The sequence below is a fragment of the Acidovorax sp. FG48 genome (assembly GCF_057809085.1).
Genome location: NZ_JBMDJH010000005.1, coordinates 199,459 through 214,721 on the forward strand (window position 1 = coordinate 199,459; position 15,263 = coordinate 214,721).

16 protein-coding genes are annotated in these 15,263 nt (G+C 67.0%); 7 read left to right on the forward strand and 9 right to left on the reverse strand.

All coding sequences use genetic code 11. The features are described 5' to 3' along the window. Positions 1–20: 20 nt before the first annotated feature. Positions 21–707: a hypothetical protein gene (locus tag ACODSU_RS09750; RefSeq protein ID WP_488842006.1), complete on the reverse strand. Its 687-nt coding sequence runs from the start codon at positions 705–707 to the stop codon at positions 21–23. Positions 708–774: 67 nt separating this feature from the next. Beyond that, entirely contained in the window at positions 775–2,862 is a 2,088-nt protein-coding gene (gene mutL / locus ACODSU_RS09755; protein WP_488842008.1) for a DNA mismatch repair endonuclease MutL, read from the reverse strand. A gap of 108 nt (positions 2,863–2,970) precedes the next feature. Between mutL and ACODSU_RS09760 the strand changes: the two genes are divergently transcribed. After that, entirely contained in the window at positions 2,971–3,618 is a 648-nt protein-coding gene (locus tag ACODSU_RS09760; protein ID WP_488842010.1) for a DedA family protein, read from the forward strand. Between the two features lie 120 nt (positions 3,619–3,738). On the opposite strand, the gene ACODSU_RS09765 is transcribed toward ACODSU_RS09760, so the two are convergent. Next, positions 3,739–3,978 (reverse strand): YMGG-like glycine zipper-containing protein, encoded by a 240-nt coding sequence (locus tag ACODSU_RS09765; RefSeq protein ID WP_015013308.1) that lies wholly within the window; start codon positions 3,976–3,978, stop codon positions 3,739–3,741. 276 nt (positions 3,979–4,254) lie between these two features. On the opposite strand from ACODSU_RS09765, the gene ACODSU_RS09770 reads away from it, so the two are divergent. Next, the gene (locus tag ACODSU_RS09770; RefSeq protein WP_488842012.1) at positions 4,255–5,835 is read left to right on the forward strand and encodes a methyl-accepting chemotaxis protein; all 1,581 of its coding nucleotides are present in this window, start codon (positions 4,255–4,257) and stop codon (positions 5,833–5,835) included. 20 nt (positions 5,836–5,855) lie between these two features. On the opposite strand, the gene ACODSU_RS09775 is transcribed toward ACODSU_RS09770, so the two are convergent. The 3 genes from ACODSU_RS09775 to tsaE form a co-directional block, all read right to left on the reverse strand. Continuing rightward, positions 5,856–6,197 (reverse strand): cupin domain-containing protein, encoded by a 342-nt coding sequence (locus ACODSU_RS09775; RefSeq protein ID WP_488842014.1) that lies wholly within the window; start codon positions 6,195–6,197, stop codon positions 5,856–5,858. Positions 6,198–6,317: 120 nt separating this feature from the next. Further along, a complete protein-coding gene (locus ACODSU_RS09780) occupies positions 6,318–7,784 on the reverse strand; it encodes an N-acetylmuramoyl-L-alanine amidase (RefSeq protein ID WP_291441629.1) in 1,467 nt (488 codons plus the stop codon). 6 nt (positions 7,785–7,790) lie between these two features. Then, the gene (gene tsaE, locus ACODSU_RS09785; protein ID WP_343735035.1) at positions 7,791–8,333 is read right to left on the reverse strand and encodes a tRNA (adenosine(37)-N6)-threonylcarbamoyltransferase complex ATPase subunit type 1 TsaE; all 543 of its coding nucleotides are present in this window, start codon (positions 8,331–8,333) and stop codon (positions 7,791–7,793) included. Between the two features lie 12 nt (positions 8,334–8,345). On the opposite strand from tsaE, the gene queG reads away from it, so the two are divergent. Further along, complete coding sequence (gene queG, locus ACODSU_RS09790) at positions 8,346–9,395, forward strand: tRNA epoxyqueuosine(34) reductase QueG (protein WP_488842017.1); 1,050 nt, start codon at positions 8,346–8,348, stop codon at positions 9,393–9,395. A 90-nt stretch (positions 9,396–9,485) separates the two neighbouring features. Here queG and ACODSU_RS09795 read toward each other — a convergent pair whose 3' ends face one another. From ACODSU_RS09795 to ACODSU_RS09805, 3 genes are read right to left on the reverse strand one after another with little or no spacing between them, the layout of a single operon-like run. Then, entirely contained in the window at positions 9,486–9,860 is a 375-nt protein-coding gene (locus tag ACODSU_RS09795) for a GDSL-type esterase/lipase family protein (protein WP_488842019.1), read from the reverse strand. Then, the gene (locus ACODSU_RS09800; RefSeq protein WP_488842021.1) at positions 9,827–10,135 is read right to left on the reverse strand and encodes a hypothetical protein; all 309 of its coding nucleotides are present in this window, start codon (positions 10,133–10,135) and stop codon (positions 9,827–9,829) included. Before ACODSU_RS09800 ends, ACODSU_RS09795 begins: the two co-directional genes overlap by 34 nt. Beyond that, entirely contained in the window at positions 10,132–11,037 is a 906-nt protein-coding gene (locus ACODSU_RS09805; protein ID WP_060986427.1) for an AEC family transporter, read from the reverse strand. Before ACODSU_RS09805 ends, ACODSU_RS09800 begins: the two co-directional genes overlap by 4 nt. 186 nt (positions 11,038–11,223) lie before the next feature. On the opposite strand from ACODSU_RS09805, the gene ACODSU_RS09810 reads away from it, so the two are divergent. From ACODSU_RS09810 to ACODSU_RS09825, 4 genes are all read left to right on the forward strand, one after another. After that, entirely contained in the window at positions 11,224–12,189 is a 966-nt protein-coding gene (locus ACODSU_RS09810) for a tripartite tricarboxylate transporter substrate binding protein BugE (RefSeq protein ID WP_056640033.1), read from the forward strand. 88 nt (positions 12,190–12,277) lie between these two features. After that, positions 12,278–13,177, forward strand: a complete 900-nt coding sequence (gene xerD / locus ACODSU_RS09815; protein WP_209817100.1) for a site-specific tyrosine recombinase XerD — start codon at positions 12,278–12,280, stop codon at positions 13,175–13,177. A 55-nt stretch (positions 13,178–13,232) separates the two neighbouring features. Next, positions 13,233–14,195 carry a Bug family tripartite tricarboxylate transporter substrate binding protein gene (locus tag ACODSU_RS09820; protein WP_488842024.1) on the forward strand — a complete coding sequence of 321 codons (963 nt, stop codon included), beginning with the start codon at positions 13,233–13,235 and terminating at the stop codon, positions 14,193–14,195. A gap of 50 nt (positions 14,196–14,245) precedes the next feature. Next, the gene (locus ACODSU_RS09825; protein ID WP_488842026.1) at positions 14,246–15,229 is read left to right on the forward strand and encodes a Bug family tripartite tricarboxylate transporter substrate binding protein; all 984 of its coding nucleotides are present in this window, start codon (positions 14,246–14,248) and stop codon (positions 15,227–15,229) included. The last annotated feature ends 34 nt before the right edge of the window (positions 15,230–15,263 follow it).

Here is a 15,263-nt window from a genome sequence, read left to right on the forward strand (position 1 = left end):
TGCGACGGTGTGGTGCGGGGTCAGAACCCCAGCGCAAACCCCACGCTGAGCAAGGTGCGCCCTTGCTGGCGGCCAATGGTGGCGTCGAGCTGCCTGCCGGGCGCCCATTCCCACCGCGCGCCGGTCTGAAACGTGGGGGCGCTGTGCTGGGTGCCAAAGGCTTCCAGGTGCGGCGTGATAGCGCCCCAGCTGCGCTCCACCGAGGCGCCCCAGGTGGCGCGCCAGGACTGGCCGCGCTCGCGCTGGCTGCCCAGGTTGGCATTGACCACGCCCCAGGTCGCGGCGCAGGTGCCGATGAGATTGAGCGCGACCACGCTGCCTGCGCTCTGCCCGGCACCTTGGCGCCGGTGCACGACGCCGGCGCTGCTGCCTGCATTGCAGCCTTGTTCTTGCGCGGGGCTCCACAGCCACTTGGCCTGCACGCCTTGCAGGGTGTGGCGTTCGTTGCGGTCACGCGCCAGCACGGCGCCCAGCTCCAGTCCTGCCATGGGGGTGAAGGCAGGGGCCATGTACACCGTGCCGGGCTGGCCGCGCTGGCCCTCCCACCACACTTCGACGTGACCATGGCCCACCTCGTCAACGCCTGCATCGTCCACGGACAGAGGGCGTCCGGCGTGGGCGGACCAGGCCACGCACAGGGTGGTGGTGGCTGCCAGCATGCGCGATGCGGTGGCATGGTTGGTACGGTGGTAGCGGTGCTGGGTCATGGAGGGCGGTGGGCAATGGCTGGAGAAAAAGGCTCTGGCTATGTCGCGGGCGGGGAGGTGCCCGCCGCTACCGTCCGCGCAGGAACAGCGCATCCAGCTCCTTCATGCTCAGCTGCCGCCAGGTGGGGCGGCCGTGGTTGCACTGGTCGGAGCGGTCGGTGGTTTCCATCTGGCGCAGCAGGGCGTTCATCTCGTCGATGGTGAGCTTGCGGTTGGCCCGCACGGCACCGTGGCAGGCCATGGTGCCCAGGATTTCATTGCGGGCGCGTTGCACTACGGTGGTGGCGTCGTGGGCGGCCAACTCGGCCAGCACGCTGCGGGCCAGCTCCACCGGGTCGCCCTGCGCCAACGTGGTGGGCACGGCGCGCACGGCCAGCGTCTTGGGCGAGAAGGGCACCACCTCCAGGCCCAGCGTGGCCAGCACGTCGGCAGACTCTTCGGCCGTGGCGACTTCCTGCGGCGTGGCGGCGAAGGTGGCGGGGATCAGCAAGGGTTGGCTGGCAATGCGCGCGCCGCTGTCCACCTGGGCCTTCAGGCGCTCGTAGACGATGCGCTCGTGGGCGGCATGCATGTCCACCACCACCATGCCCTGGGCGTTTTCGGCCAGGATGTACACGCCGTGCAACTGGGCCACGGCCTTGCCCAGGGGCCAGGCGGTTTCGTTGCCATCGCGGCCCACAGGCCAGGCCGTGGGTGGGTTGCTGGCCAGGGGCTCGGTGGGGGAGCCTGCAACCGGAGCGGCCGTCTGTGCGGCCGGCGCACTGTCCCAGGGCGTGGCAGATGCATGGGATGCGGCAGGCGTTGCCCATGCTGCGGGCGCATCTGCCTGGGCCGAGGGCGCCCACAAACCGCCCATGACCGCGCCCGATGCGGGGTCTGCCACGGGGCTGGCAGGCGTCGCACTGCGCGGCCCCCACAGGGCCTGCAGGTCTTCCACACGGTGACCACGTTCTTCAAATTTGATAGCGGCCTGGGCATTCCACACCGGCGCTTGGGGCGTCTGGGGCTTGAAATGCTCCCCATCACCGGCTGCGGAGGGGTTGGGTGCCGCCGCAGCCGCTGCCAATGCGGCAGCCCGTGGCGCAGCCAGTGCGTTTTCCACCGCATGGCGCACGGCCTGGTGCACCTCGCGGCTGTCGCGAAAGCGCACCTCGATCTTGGTGGGGTGCACGTTCACGTCCACACGCGCCGGGTCGATCTCGACATACAGCGCATAAATGGGCTGCTTGTGGCCGTGCAGCACGTCCTCGTAGGCGCTGCGGGCGGCGTGCGTGAGGACCTTGTCGCGCACGAAGCGGCCGTTGACGTAGCAATACTGGTGGTCGGGCCGCGAGCGCGCCGCGTCGGGCAGGCCTGCGCGGCCGGTGACGGTGACTGGGCCCACGCGGTGCTGCACGGCGACCGACTGGGTGACGAAGTCTTCGCCCAGCACGTCCGACAGGCGGCGGGCAAGCGCGTCCTGCACGTCCTGCGGATCACCCTGGCCCGGCACAAAGGTGGCGCGCCACTGCTCCACCAGCTTGCCTTCGTGCCAGATGGCAAAGCCCACGTCGGGCCGTGCCAGTGCGTGGCGGCGCACGGATTCAATGCAGTGCGCCAGCTCGGTGGCGTCGGTCTTCAAGAACTTGCGGCGCGCGGGCGTGGAGAAGAACAGTTCCTTCACCTCCACCGTGGTGCCGGTGCTGCGCGCGGCGGGGCGCAGCTCACCACTGCGGGCGTCCAGCAAGAAGGCGCTGGCCTGCGCGGCCGGGCGCGAGAGCAGGGCCATCTCCGACACCGACGCAATCGCTGCCAGTGCCTCGCCCCGAAAGCCCATGGTGGCGACGGTCTCCAGGTCGTTCAGGTTGGTGATCTTGCTGGTGGCGTGGCGGCGCAGGGCCACGGGCAGCTCTTCTTGCGGGATGCCGCCGCCATCGTCCTCCACGGTGATCAGCCGCACGCCACCGGCCGACAGGCGCACGGTGATCTGCGTGGCACCCGCATCGAGCGCGTTGTCCACCAGCTCGCGCACCACCGAAGCGGGGCGCTCCACCACTTCACCCGCAGCAATCTGGCTGATGAGTTCATCGGGCAGATCGCGGATGGGGCGGCGCGTGGTGGTGGGGGAGCTGGAGGCGGGCTGCGCCGCTGCGAGGAAGGGGGTGGTGTCGTTCACCCACCGGATTTTAGGGCGGGGGCTGCGCAGGGGTATCGGGCGGGGGTGGGGCGTGATGGGGATAATGCGCCCACCTTTTTTCCGCGCCGCGCCCAGGCCCGCCTTTTCATGGAACTTGTCACTTTTCTCATCGACTTCATCCTGCATGTGGACAAGTATCTGGAGGCGTTTGTGCAGGCCTATGGCATGTGGGTTTACGCCCTGCTGTTTGCCATTGTGTTTGTCGAGACAGGCCTGGTGGTGATGCCGTTTTTGCCGGGCGACTCGCTGCTGTTCATCGTGGGCGCGCTGTGTGGTGCCGGCATGATGAGCTTTCCGCTGGCGTGCGCGGTGCTGCTGGCGGCGGCCATCTTGGGCGACCAGTGCAACTACTCCATCGGCCGCTACTTTGGCCCCAAGGTGTTCCAGTGGGAGGATTCGCGCTGGTTCAACCGCCGGGCGTTCAATCAGGCGCATGAGTTTTATGAGCGCTACGGCGGCATCACCATCGTGATTGCGCGCTTCATGCCCTTCATCCGCACGTTTGCACCCTTCGTGGCGGGTGTGGCTGAAATGAACCGTGCCAAGTTCACCGCGTACAACGTGGGTGGTGCGCTGCTGTGGGTGCTCGGTATTGCCACGGCGGGGTACTTCTTCGGCAACTTTGCGTGGGTCAAGGAGAACCTGGACAAGATCATCTGGGCGATGATTTTTATGCCGGGCCTGATCGCCATCTTTGGCGCGTGGCGCGCAGGGCGTCAGGCGCGTACGGTCTGAAGATCGCCCATCTGCTACCAAAACAAAAGCGGCAGGCGCATGTGGATCATGCGCCTGCCGCTTTTTTGATGCCCAAACAGGTGCTGAGCATCCAGCGGGAGCGCTCAGCGCCCCGCAAATTTAACGGCGGTAGGGGCGACGCTGGTCGCGGTCTTCACCCACCTCATGGCCGATGAGGGCGCCGGCTGCGGCACCGCCGATGGTGCCCACGGGGCCGCCGAAGATGGCATTACCGGCAACGCCGCCGACCACGGCGCCGACGCCAGTGCCCACTTGGGCGTTGGTGGGGTTGGATGCACAACCACCCAGTGCCAGGGCCGCGGTGCAAGTGGTCGCGAGAAGAATGTGACGGATTTTCATGGCGAGATTCCTTGATGGTTGTGGAGTCAGGCCGTGGTCCCCTTCCGCAGTGGCGGCTGAAGCTCGACCTGTGCCTCTACTGTGGCTCGTGATGCTTTTCGTCGGTGTAGGCAGGCGAGGGCGGTGGCTGTAGGACAGGCTCCTAGAGCGCGTGGACGGATCCCCGGCCAAACCCTCCGCAGGCTCTAAGGGTTTCCCTGCGCCCGGCGCTGTTGCCAACCGCGTTGCGCAGGCAGATCATTTCCTGGGCGTACAAAACTTACACAAGGACACGCGATGACCCAGCACATCCAGCACGCCGGCCGGGGGGCCGTGGGCGCTCAGTTGACGGTGGCGCAGCAGATCAGCTTGATCGTGGGGGTGGCGGTGCTGGCGCTGGTGGTGGTGCTGGTGCTCAGCCTTGTGCGCGTGCAGCATCTGGGGGCCACGGTGGACCATCTCGCGTCCGAGCAGGTGGAGCGGCTGCAACTGGCGCTGCGCTGGCGCAGCAACATCGCCGTCAATTCCACGCGCGTGTTCTCCATCGCCCAGACCGAGGGCGACGACCTACAGAACTACTTCAAGGACACGATGGCGGCCACCACGGCCGACACCAGCAAGGTGCAAAAGCGCTACACCGAGCTGGAAAACAGCCCCGAGGGCCTGCGCATCCAGGAAGAGCTGGCCACCATCCGCAAGTCGTACCTGGAGACGCGCGACAAGTCGCTGGAGCTGAAAAAGGCGGGCGACATGGCCCAGGCGCGCGCCTATGCGCTGGGCACGTTTGCCCCCGTGCTGGACAAGTACAACGCCATTGCCGACAAGATGGTCGATTACCAGGTGCGCCGCTCGGCCGAGCAGGCGGCCGAGGCGGCTGAGCTCATCCAGTCCTACCGCATGACGGTGCTGGTGGCCGGCGTGGCGGGGCTTGCGCTGCTGGTGGTGTTGTCCTGGGTGGTGGTGCAGCGCATCCGCCGCTCGCTGGGGGCGGTGAGCGCGGTGGCGCAGCGCATTGGCGAGGGCGACCTGTCCCAGCCCATCGAGGTGCAGGGGCGGGGCGAGGTGGCCGAGATGATGCGGGCCATGCAGGGCATGCAGACCTCGCTGGTGCGCATCGTGGGCGACGTGCGGCACAGCAGCGACAGCATTGCCACGGGCTCCAGCGAGATCGCCATGGGCAATGCCGACCTGAGCCAGCGCACGGAAGAGCAGGCCAGCAACCTGGAGGAAACGGCCGCCTCCATGGAGCAGATCACCAGCACCGTGAAGAACAACGCCGACACCGCGCGCAAGGCCGCCACGCTGGCCGGATCGGCATCACAGGCGGCAGTCAAGGGTGGGGAGGTCGTGGGCCAGGTGGTGACGACCATGCAGGACATCTCGGCCGCGTCCCGAAAGATCACCGACATCATCAGCGTGATCGACGGCATTGCGTTCCAGACCAACATCCTGGCACTGAACGCGGCGGTGGAGGCTGCCCGCGCCGGCGAACAGGGCCGGGGCTTTGCCGTGGTGGCCAGCGAGGTGCGCAGCCTGGCTCAGCGCAGCGCCGAAGCCGCCAAGGAGATCAAGGCCCTGATCGGCGCTAGTGTGGAAAAGGTGGAGAACGGCACCCAGCTGGTGAGCAACGCCGGGCAGAGCATGGAAGACATCGTCGCCCAGGTGCAGCGGGTGAGCGACCTGATTGGCGAAATCTCCAGCGCCACGGGCGAGCAGACCATCGGCATCAGTCAGGTGGGCGAGGCGGTGATGCAGCTCGACCAGGTCACCCAGCAGAACGCTGCCTTGGTGGAGCAGAGCGCGGCGGCGGCCGATAGCCTCAAGCACCAGGCGGCGCGGTTGTCAGAGATCGTGAGCGTGTTCCGGCTGGGGCGCTGACCGCCTGGGCGGGCTGGGGCTCAAGCCGTTGGGGCAGGCTTGAGGCACATCGTCACCAGCAGGGACGCAGGCTCCACCGCCTTGAGCGAATGCAGCGCGCGCGGTGCCAGGTGCACAAAGTCGCCGGGGTGCAACTGCTGCACGCCCTGGTCGCTGGCAAACTCCACCAAGCCCTCGATGCACAACACGGTGGCCTCGCCGGGTGTCTGGTGCTCTTTCATGGATTTGCCCGCCGGCAGGACCACCCGCATGACTTCGAGCTGGCCGGCTTTGAGGATTGCGGTGGTGACGGTGTCGGCCAAACGCGCCCCCAGGGGGCGCACGCTGACGATCTGGCCAGATTGGGCGTGGGGCAGGGCCATGGCAGTTCTCCTTGCTGGCCTGGGCGCGGTGCGCGCCCGGCCGATGCAGGCTACTGTGCCTGCAGTTGGCAGTGCGCGCAAGGTGGTCTGGCTGCCCCGCGCGCCCTGTCCTTGACCTGCCTACACCGACCGGCTGCGCGCCAGCGGCGGGTTCTTGGCGAAGTAGCGCGTGATACCGCGCATCAGCGCATCGGCCAACTGCTCCTGGTAGGCGCTGCTGCGCAGGCGCTTTTCTTCTTCGGGGTTGCTGATGAAGGCGGTTTCGACCAGCACGCTGGGGATGTCGGGCGCCTTGAGCACGGCAAAGCCTGCCTGCTCCACGCGCGGCTTGTGCAGCTTGCCCACATTGCCGATCTCGCCCAGCAGCACGGTGCCGAGCTTGAGGCTGTCGTTGATCTGCGCGGTGGTGCTCATGTCCAGCAGCGCGCGCTGCACATGCTGGTCCTTGGACTGCACGTTGATGCCGCCGACCAGATCGGCCTGGTTTTCCTTGTTGGCCAGCCAGCGGGCGGCAGTGCTGGAGGCGCCGCCCTGGCTCAGCGCAAACACGCTGGCGCCGCGGGCGGCAGGGGTGGTGAACGCGTCGGCGTGGATGCTCACAAACAGGTCGGCCTGCACGCGCCGGGCCTTCTGCACGCGGGTGCCCAGGGGTACAAAGTAGTCCCCGTCGCGTGTGAGGTAGGCCCGCATGGGATTGCCGCCAATGGTGGTGGCGTTGATGCGGTCGCGCAGCAGGTGGGCCACGCGCAGCACCACGTCTTTTTCACGCGTGCCGGAGGGGCCGATGGCGCCGGGGTCTTCGCCGCCGTGGCCGGGGTCGAGTGCCACGATGATGATGCGGTCGGTCTCGGTGGCTGTGGCGCGGTTGCCGGGGCGTGACGGCGTTGCAGGGGCTGCCCCCGGTGCGGGCGCCGCTGCCACTGCTGGTGGCGGGGCGGGTGGCTGTGCACCCGTGCTGCCGGTGGTGGGACCATTGGCGCGCTGCGCGATCAGATCGCCCAGCGGGTCGTGCTCGGCCGCCGGTGCGGGCGCGCGCGCGGTGGCAGGGGCGCTGGCAGGCGAGGGGGCAGACGCAGCAGCGGGGCCGTTGGCATCGCGCAGGCGCTCGGCAATCAGGGCCTCCAGCGGGTCCACGGGCGCTGCGGGGTACAGGTCAAACACCAGCCGGTGGCGGTAGGCGGCCACAGGCGGCAGGGTGAACACCTGCGGCATGGCGGGCTGCTTGAGGTCAACCACCAGGCGCACCACGCCGGGCGCGTTCTGGCCCACGCGGATGCCCGCGATGTTGGGGTCGTCGGGCTTGACCTTGGCCACCAGTTCGCGCAGCTCGGGGCTCAGATCGATGCCCTCAATGTCCACCGCCAGGCGCGGCGGCGAGGTCACGAAAAACTGCTTGGCCACCAGCGCGCCATCGGACTCGATGGTGACGCGTGAATACTCAGGGGCAGGCCACACGCGCACGGCCACGATGGTGGCGCCGCGCGCAATCTGCTGTGTGCCCAGCAGCAGTACCAGGCTGCTGGCGCGCAACACGGCGCGGCGCGAGGGCAGGGGGGCTTGGCGGGCAGGCAAGGTGGGTTCGTTCACGGCGTCTCAGAGAGCTTGCAGCAGGCTGCGCCCGGTAGCGGTGGGGGCATGCAGCGTGACCTTCCTTTCGGTGTCGTCCGTTGCTTCAATGTGAATAGCAAGGTCTGCAAGCGGGGTAAGCGCTGCAGCCTTTTCCGGCCATTCTGCCACCTTGAGACCGGGGTTGGCAAAAATGTCCCTGAAACCGGCGTCTTCCCACTCGCGCGGATCGTCAAAACGGTAGAAGTCGAAGTGCCAGATCGAAATGCCTGGTGCCTCGTGGGGCTCCACCACGGCATAGGTGGGGCTCTTGATGCGGCCCTGCACGCCCAGGGCGCGCAGCAGGTGGCGCACCAGGGTGGTCTTTCCCGCACCCAGGTCGCCGTGCAGGGTCACGAAGGCGTTGGCCAGCAAGGGTTGTGCGGCCAGGCGCTGAGCAAAGGCGGCGGTGTCTTCCTCGCCATGCCAGATGAATTGGCGCGTGGGTTCGGCAGAAGTGTCGGCAGGGGGGGCGCCAGGGGCATCGCTGCCGCTTTCTACAATCTGGCCGGTATGTGGTGCAACAGTCAACTCGTTCCTCAAATGCAGGAGTGGGCCCGCGAGCTGGGATTTTCCCAAATCGGCGTGGCGGGGGTGGACTTGTCTGCGGCCGAGCCGGGTCTAGCGGCCTGGCTGGCGCAGGGCTTCCATGGTGACATGCATTACATGGCATCCCACGGCATGAAGCGCGCGCGGCCGGCCGAACTGGTGCCCGGCACCGTGAGCGTGATCACGGCGCGCATGGATTATTTGCCGCGCGACACGGCCAGGGATGCGCCGGGGGGCTGGCAGGCGGCCGAACTCTCCCGCCTGCAGCGCCCGCACGAGGGCATCGTCTCCGTCTATGCCCGTGGAAGGGATTACCACAAGGTGCTGCGCGCCCGGCTGCAAAAGCTCAGCGACCGCATTGCCGAGGCCATCGGCCCGTTTGGCCACCGCGTGTTCACCGACTCCGCCCCGGTGCTGGAGGCCGAGCTGGCTGCGCGCAGCGGCCAGGGCTGGCGCGGCAAACACACGCTGGTGCTCAACCGCGAGGCCGGGTCCATGTTCTTCTTGGGCGAGATTTATGTGGACATGGCGCTGCCACCGAGCGAGCCCGTCACCGCGCACTGCGGCAGCTGCAGTGCGTGCATCGACATCTGCCCCACGCAGGCGATCATCGCGCCGCACCGCATCGACGCGCGGCGCTGCATCTCGTACCTCACCATCGAACACGCCGGGCCCATCCCTGTGGAACTGCGCCCTCTGCTGGGCAACCGCATCTATGGCTGCGATGACTGCCAGCTGATTTGCCCCTGGAACAAGTTTGCCCAGGTCAGCCGCCTGCCCGACTTTGACGAGCGCAAAGGCCTATCCGGCCAGCAGCTGGTGCACCTGTTTGCGTGGGACGAAGCCACCTTCTTGCGCATGACCGAGGGCGGCCCCATTCGTCGCATTGGCCATGAACGCTGGCTGCGCAACGTGGCGGTGGCGCTGGGCAATGCGCTGCGCGCCACCGGCGACGAGGCCTTGCGCACGGCGCTGCAGTCACGCGCAGAGGACGCCAGCGCGCTGGTGCGGGAGCATGTGGCCTGGGCGCTGGAGGCGGGTTGAGGGCGTTTTTGAAAAAAATCGCCTGGTAGCGCTAGTGCAACATGCCTAAGTAGCTATCAAAATAGGAGTGATAACCGTTGCGCCGGGTCCTTACTGCGCCAGCAGCCCCGTCTTCCGCAAGGTGCCCACCAGTCCCTGGACAAACTCCGCATACCCTGCGGCGTTGGCGTGGATCTGGTCGGACCGCAACCGCTCTTGCGCGAGCACGCTCGACCAGCCTTTGGCGTGCAGCGGGATCTTCAGCTCCTCGGCAATCTCTTCGTACATCGGGTGGTCGCTCAGGCGGCCGGCAGCGGCCATCAGCGATAGCTCCGGCACGGCCACCAGCAGCACCTGCGCGCCGCTGCCGTTGGCCTCGCTGCAGATGCGCAGGATGTTGGCGCGCGTGGTGGCCGCACTCTGGCGCCGCAAAAAGTCGTTGCCGCCAATGCTTACGATGACCAGCGCGAGCTGGTGCTGCTGCAACAGGCCCGGCAGGCGCGTGAGCGCCTGGGCCGAGGTGTGTCGCCCGACACGCCTCCGTTCACCACCTTCCAGCCCGTCAGGCGCGCTAGCTCGGCCGGGTAGGCGGTGTCGGCCGTGGCACCCACGCCCGATGTGAGCGAGTCGCCCAGCGTCAGCACCGTGGCGCCCGGCGGCACCGCTTGGGCACGCGGCGGTTTGCGGCCACACGCGACCATGCTCAAGGTGGCGACCAGACTGGCGCCCAGCAGCCGCCTGCGGTTCAGACCCCGGCTCATCGCAGCACCCCCAGCGCAAACGGCAGGCTCACAATGCCCAGCAAGGTGGACAGCGTGACCAGCCCCGCCACATACGGCCCGTTGTAGCCCATGCGCGCCGCCAGCACATAGCAAGTCGATGCCGTGGGCAAGGCTGCAAAGGCCAGGAGCACCGTCGTCTGCACGGCGTCGAGACCGAACATGCGGGCCATGCCAAACGCCACCAGCGGCTGCACTAGGTGGCGGATGGCCAGCACCGACACGCTGAGCGTCTTGCCGCGCGTGAGCAGACCAAACTGCAGCCCCGCCCCGGCCGCCATCAGGCCTAGCGCGAGTGATGCGGAGCTGATGCGGCTGACCGTGGGCACCGCCCATTCGGGGATCTGAAAGCCCAGCAGATTGGCCGCCAGCCCCGAAGCGGTGGCAATGATCAGCGGGTTGCGCAACAGCTCGCGGGCAAAGCTGTGTTGCCCATGGCGGGCCATGGGCCAAACAGCCGCCACGTTGAACAGCGGCACACACACACCGATCAGCACGGCAATCATCAACAGGCCCTGGGTGCCCGCTAGCCGCTCGGCAATCGCCAGGCCAATGAAGGAGTTGAAGCGGAACGCCACCTGCGCGCTGGCTGCATGGTCGCGCACATCGATGTGCTTGCCCACCCAGGGCCAGTGCGGCAGGCTGTAGGCCAGTGCGATGCCGATCACGCCCGACAGCATGCCTGCGCCAATCAGCCCCGACGCCGCACCAATATCCATCGGGCTTTTGACGATGGACTGAAAAAGCAGCACCGGGAACAGCAGGTAGTACACCAGGCTCTCCACTGGCTGCCAGACCGAGCGGTTCAGGGCGGTGTACCGGCAGATCAGGTAGCCCAGGAAGATGAGTGAAAAATCGGGGAGCAGGAGTTGGGCGTAGTTCACGCACCGAGAATACTTGATGCATGGCAAGCCGGTGGGGGGTTCCCAGCCGGTTGAGTGGGGCAGGGAGGCTGCGCACCCGCGCCCATTTTTAGGGTTAGCCCTTATGTGGAATCCGCAGGGCGGTTTGGCGGGTGTTGCGCATACCATCGGCGCTGTTTGTTGTTACCCCGCACGAAGGAGATTTCCATGCATCGTCGTCAATGGCTTGCGCTGACCGTACTGGCTGCCGCAGCTGGATCGGCTGCCGCACAAGGCTACCCCAACAAGGTGATCCGACTGGTTGTGCCCTTTGCACCCGGTGGCACCACCGACATCATTGCGCGCGTGATCGCCGAACCCCTGGGCCGCGTGCTCGGCCAGAGCGTGATTGTGGACAACAAGGCCGGTGGCGGCGGCATTGTGGGGGCAGCCGAACTCGCCCGCGCCACGGCCGACGGCTACACGCTGGGCGTGGCAACGGTGTCCACCACCGCCGCCAACCCTGCCATCAACCCCAAGACGCCGTACAACCCGCTGACAGACTTCTCGCCCATCATCAACATTGCGGCCACGCCCAACATCATTGCGGTGAACCCCAGCTTCCCGGCCAAGGACTACAAGTCGTTCGTGGCCGAACTGAAGAAGTCGCCCGGCAAATATTCGTACTCGTCGTCCGGCACGGGCGGTATCGGCCACCTGCAGATGGAGCTGTACAAGAACCTCTCGGGCACCTTTGTGACCCACATCCCCTACCGCGGTGCGGGCCCGGCCCTGAACGACACCGTGGCCGGCCAGGTGCCCATGATTTTTGACAACCTGCCTTCGGCGCTGCCCTTCATCAAGGAAAACCGCCTGGTGCCCATCGTCGTCGCAGCGCCCCAGCGCGTAGCGGCCCTGCCCAATGTGCCCACCTTCAAGGAACTGGGCCTGGAGCCGGTGAACCGCATGGCCTACTACGGCATCGTGGGCCCCAAGGGCTTGCCCAAGGATGTGGTGGACAAGATCAACGCCGGTGTGCGCAAGGCCCTGGAAGACCCGGCCGTGAAGAAGCGCATCGAAGACACGGGCTCGCTCGTGATCGGCAACACGCCCGAGCAGTTTGCCGAGCAGATCAAGGCCGAGTTCGCGGTCTACAAGGATGTGGTCGTCAAGCAGAAGCTGACGCTGGAATAAAAGCCACCGCTTCTGTCCCCAGCCGCCTTCGGGCGGCTTTTTTGTGCCCGTGGAGCTGAATGCACGCGATGCGTGCTATGGTTTTTGGATGCTTGCTCCCAGTCTGAATGCCATCGACACCTTTGTGGACGCCCTGTGGCTGGAGGACGGCCTGTCGCGTAACACGCTGGCCGCCTACCGGCGCGACCTGACGCTGTACGCACAGTGGCTGGCCGACCAGCAGCCTGCGCTGGCGCTGGACGACACGGCCGAACACCACCTGCAGGCCTACTTTGCCGCCCGCCACGCGCAGACGCGCGCCACTTCGGCCAACCGGCGCCTGACGGTGTTGCGCCGCTACTTTCACTGGGCGCTGCGCGAGCGGCGCATCACCACCGACCCCACCGTGCGGCTGCAGGCCGCACGCCAGCCACTGCGCGTGCCCAAGACCTTGTCGCAGGCGCAGGTGGAGGCGCTGCTGAACGCGCCCGACCTGGGCAACCCCCTGGGCCTGCGCGACCGCACCATGCTGGAGCTGATGTACGCCAGCGGCCTGCGCGTGACCGAGCTGGTCACGCTCAAGACCTTCCAGGTCGGCCTGAACGAGGGCGTGCTGCGCGTGATGGGCAAGGGCAGCAAGGAGCGTCTGGTGCCGTTCGGCGAAGAGGCCCGTGCTTGGCTGCAGCGCTATCTGGCCGAGGCCCGTGGCGCCATCCTGGGCGGGCAGCAGACGGACGACCTGTTCGTCACCCAGCGCGGCAGCGGCATGACGCGGGTGATGTTTTGGGTCATCGTCAAAAAGTGGGCGCAGGTGGCGGGCATCACGGTGCCGCTGTCGCCCCACACGCTGCGCCATGCATTTGCCACGCACCTGCTCAACCACGGTGCCGACCTGCGCGTGGTGCAGCTGCTGCTGGGCCATGCGGATATCTCCACCACCACCATCTACACCCACGTGGCGCGCGAGCGGCTCAAGTCCTTGCACGCGCAGCACCACCCAAGGGGCTAGCGCGCTGAGCGGCGCGCCAGACCAGTTTTCCTAAACCACAATAAGGAGACATTGCATGAAAAAACTCATCGCTGGTGCATTGCTGTTGGGGGCTGCGTCCCTGGCCATGGCGCAGGCCTGGCCCACAGCCAAGCCCATCCGCCTCATCGTGGGGTACCCGCCAGGCGGCGGCATCGACTTTGCAGCGCGCACCGTGCAGGTGCCGCTGCAGGAGCTTCTCAAACAGCAGATCGTGGTGGACTACAAGCCCGGTGCTGGCGGCATGCTGGCGGCCACGGAGCTGACCCGGGCCGCGCCCGATGGCTACACGCTGCTCTTGGCCAATACCGGCCCGTTCGCCATCGCACCCTACTTGCAGCGCAAGATGCCGTATGACCCGCTCAAGCAGTTCAGCTACATCGGCCAGATCAGCCAGGGCAGCTACATCGCGGTCACCCGGCCGGACCACCCGGCCAAGGACTTGAAGGAATGGGTGGCGTCGGCCAAGGCCAATGCAGGCAAGGTGAACTTTGCATCGGGCGGCGCCGGCACGTCCACCCACCTGAATGGCGAGCTGATGAACCAGGCAACGGGGCTGGATGTGACGCATGTGCCCTACAAAGGCAGCGCCCCGGCTGTGCAGGACTTGATCGGTGGACAGACGCAGTTGTTGATCGATGCGGGGCCGGTGCTGCTGCCGCAGGTCAAGGGCGGCAAGCTCAAGGCCTTAGCAGTGACGGGCCCGCGCCGCGACCCGCAGTTGCCTGACGTGCCCACAGTGAGCGAACTGGGCCTTGGCGGCATGGAGTCTGTCGGCTTCCAGGGGCTGGTGGGTCCCGCAGGCCTGCCCAAAGAGGTGGTGGACAAGTTGGCTGCCGAACTGGCCAAGGTGCTTGCTCAAGCGGAGGTGAAGGCCAAGTTTGCATCCACAGGTTCGGAGGTACATTCCCTCGGGCCCACGGAGTTCTTCAGCTTTGTGAAGGGCGAGAACGACAAGTGGGCCAAGCTGATCCGCGAGCGCAAGCTCGAACTGGATTGACGGGTGGACCGGACGGCCGCCCATCGAACTCTTCTCCATTGGCTCTCACCATGAATCTGCATTTCTCTCGCCGCCAGTTGGTGGCCGCCGCTGCGGTCGCGTTGGCGGTCTCGCCCGTCGTGGCTTCGGCCCAGGCGTGGCCCGCCAAACCCATCCGCATCATCGTGGCCTACCCGGCGGGGGGCGTGAGCGACAACATCGCCCGCGCGCTGGCCGACAAGCTGGCCATGCAACTGGGCACCCCCGTGGTCATTGAAAACAAGGCGGGCGCCAGTGGCAGCCTGGGCGTGGACGCGGTGGCCAAGGCGGCGCCCGATGGCTACACGCTGGGTTTTGCGGCGGTCAGCCCTCTGGCGCTCAACCCACACCTGGGCAAGTCCCCCTTCGATCCGCAAAAGGACATCGCGCCCGTGGTCAGCGTGATGTATTCGCCCGTGCTGCTACTGGGCACGCCCGCGAGCCGGGCGACCGACTTCAAGGACCTGATCGCGCGTGCGCGGGCCCAGCCCGGATCGGTGCGCTGGGCCACGTCGGGGCAGGCGTCGCTGGGGCACATCATGCTGGAGCAGATCCAGTCGGTGGCACAGGTGCAGATCACGCACATCCCCTACAAGGGCGGCGGCCAGCAGATGAATGACGCGCTGGGCGGGCAGTTTGAGGTGCTATCGACCAACGCCGGCCCGGCGGTGCTGCAGCATATTCAGGCGGGCAAACTCAAGTCGCTGGCGGTGGGGGCTCCGGCACGGCTGGACTCGCTGCCCCAGGTGCCCACGCTGGCCGAGCTGGGTCAGCCAGCGGCCAATCTCTCGTCCCTGTTCGGCCTCTATGCCCCGGCGCAGACGCCCAAGACGGTCATCACACGCATCAACACTGAGGTGAACAAGGCGCTGGCGCTGCCGGACATCCGCGCCAAGCTCGATGCCACCGACAACGTGCCCACCGGCGGCACCACGGCCGAGTTCGCACGCCAGATTGCACTGGAGTCCGATAACAACGCGCGCATCATCCGCGCGGCGGGAATCCAGGGCAACTGACCGTATGCAGGGGTTGAAGCCCCAGAAACGCCAC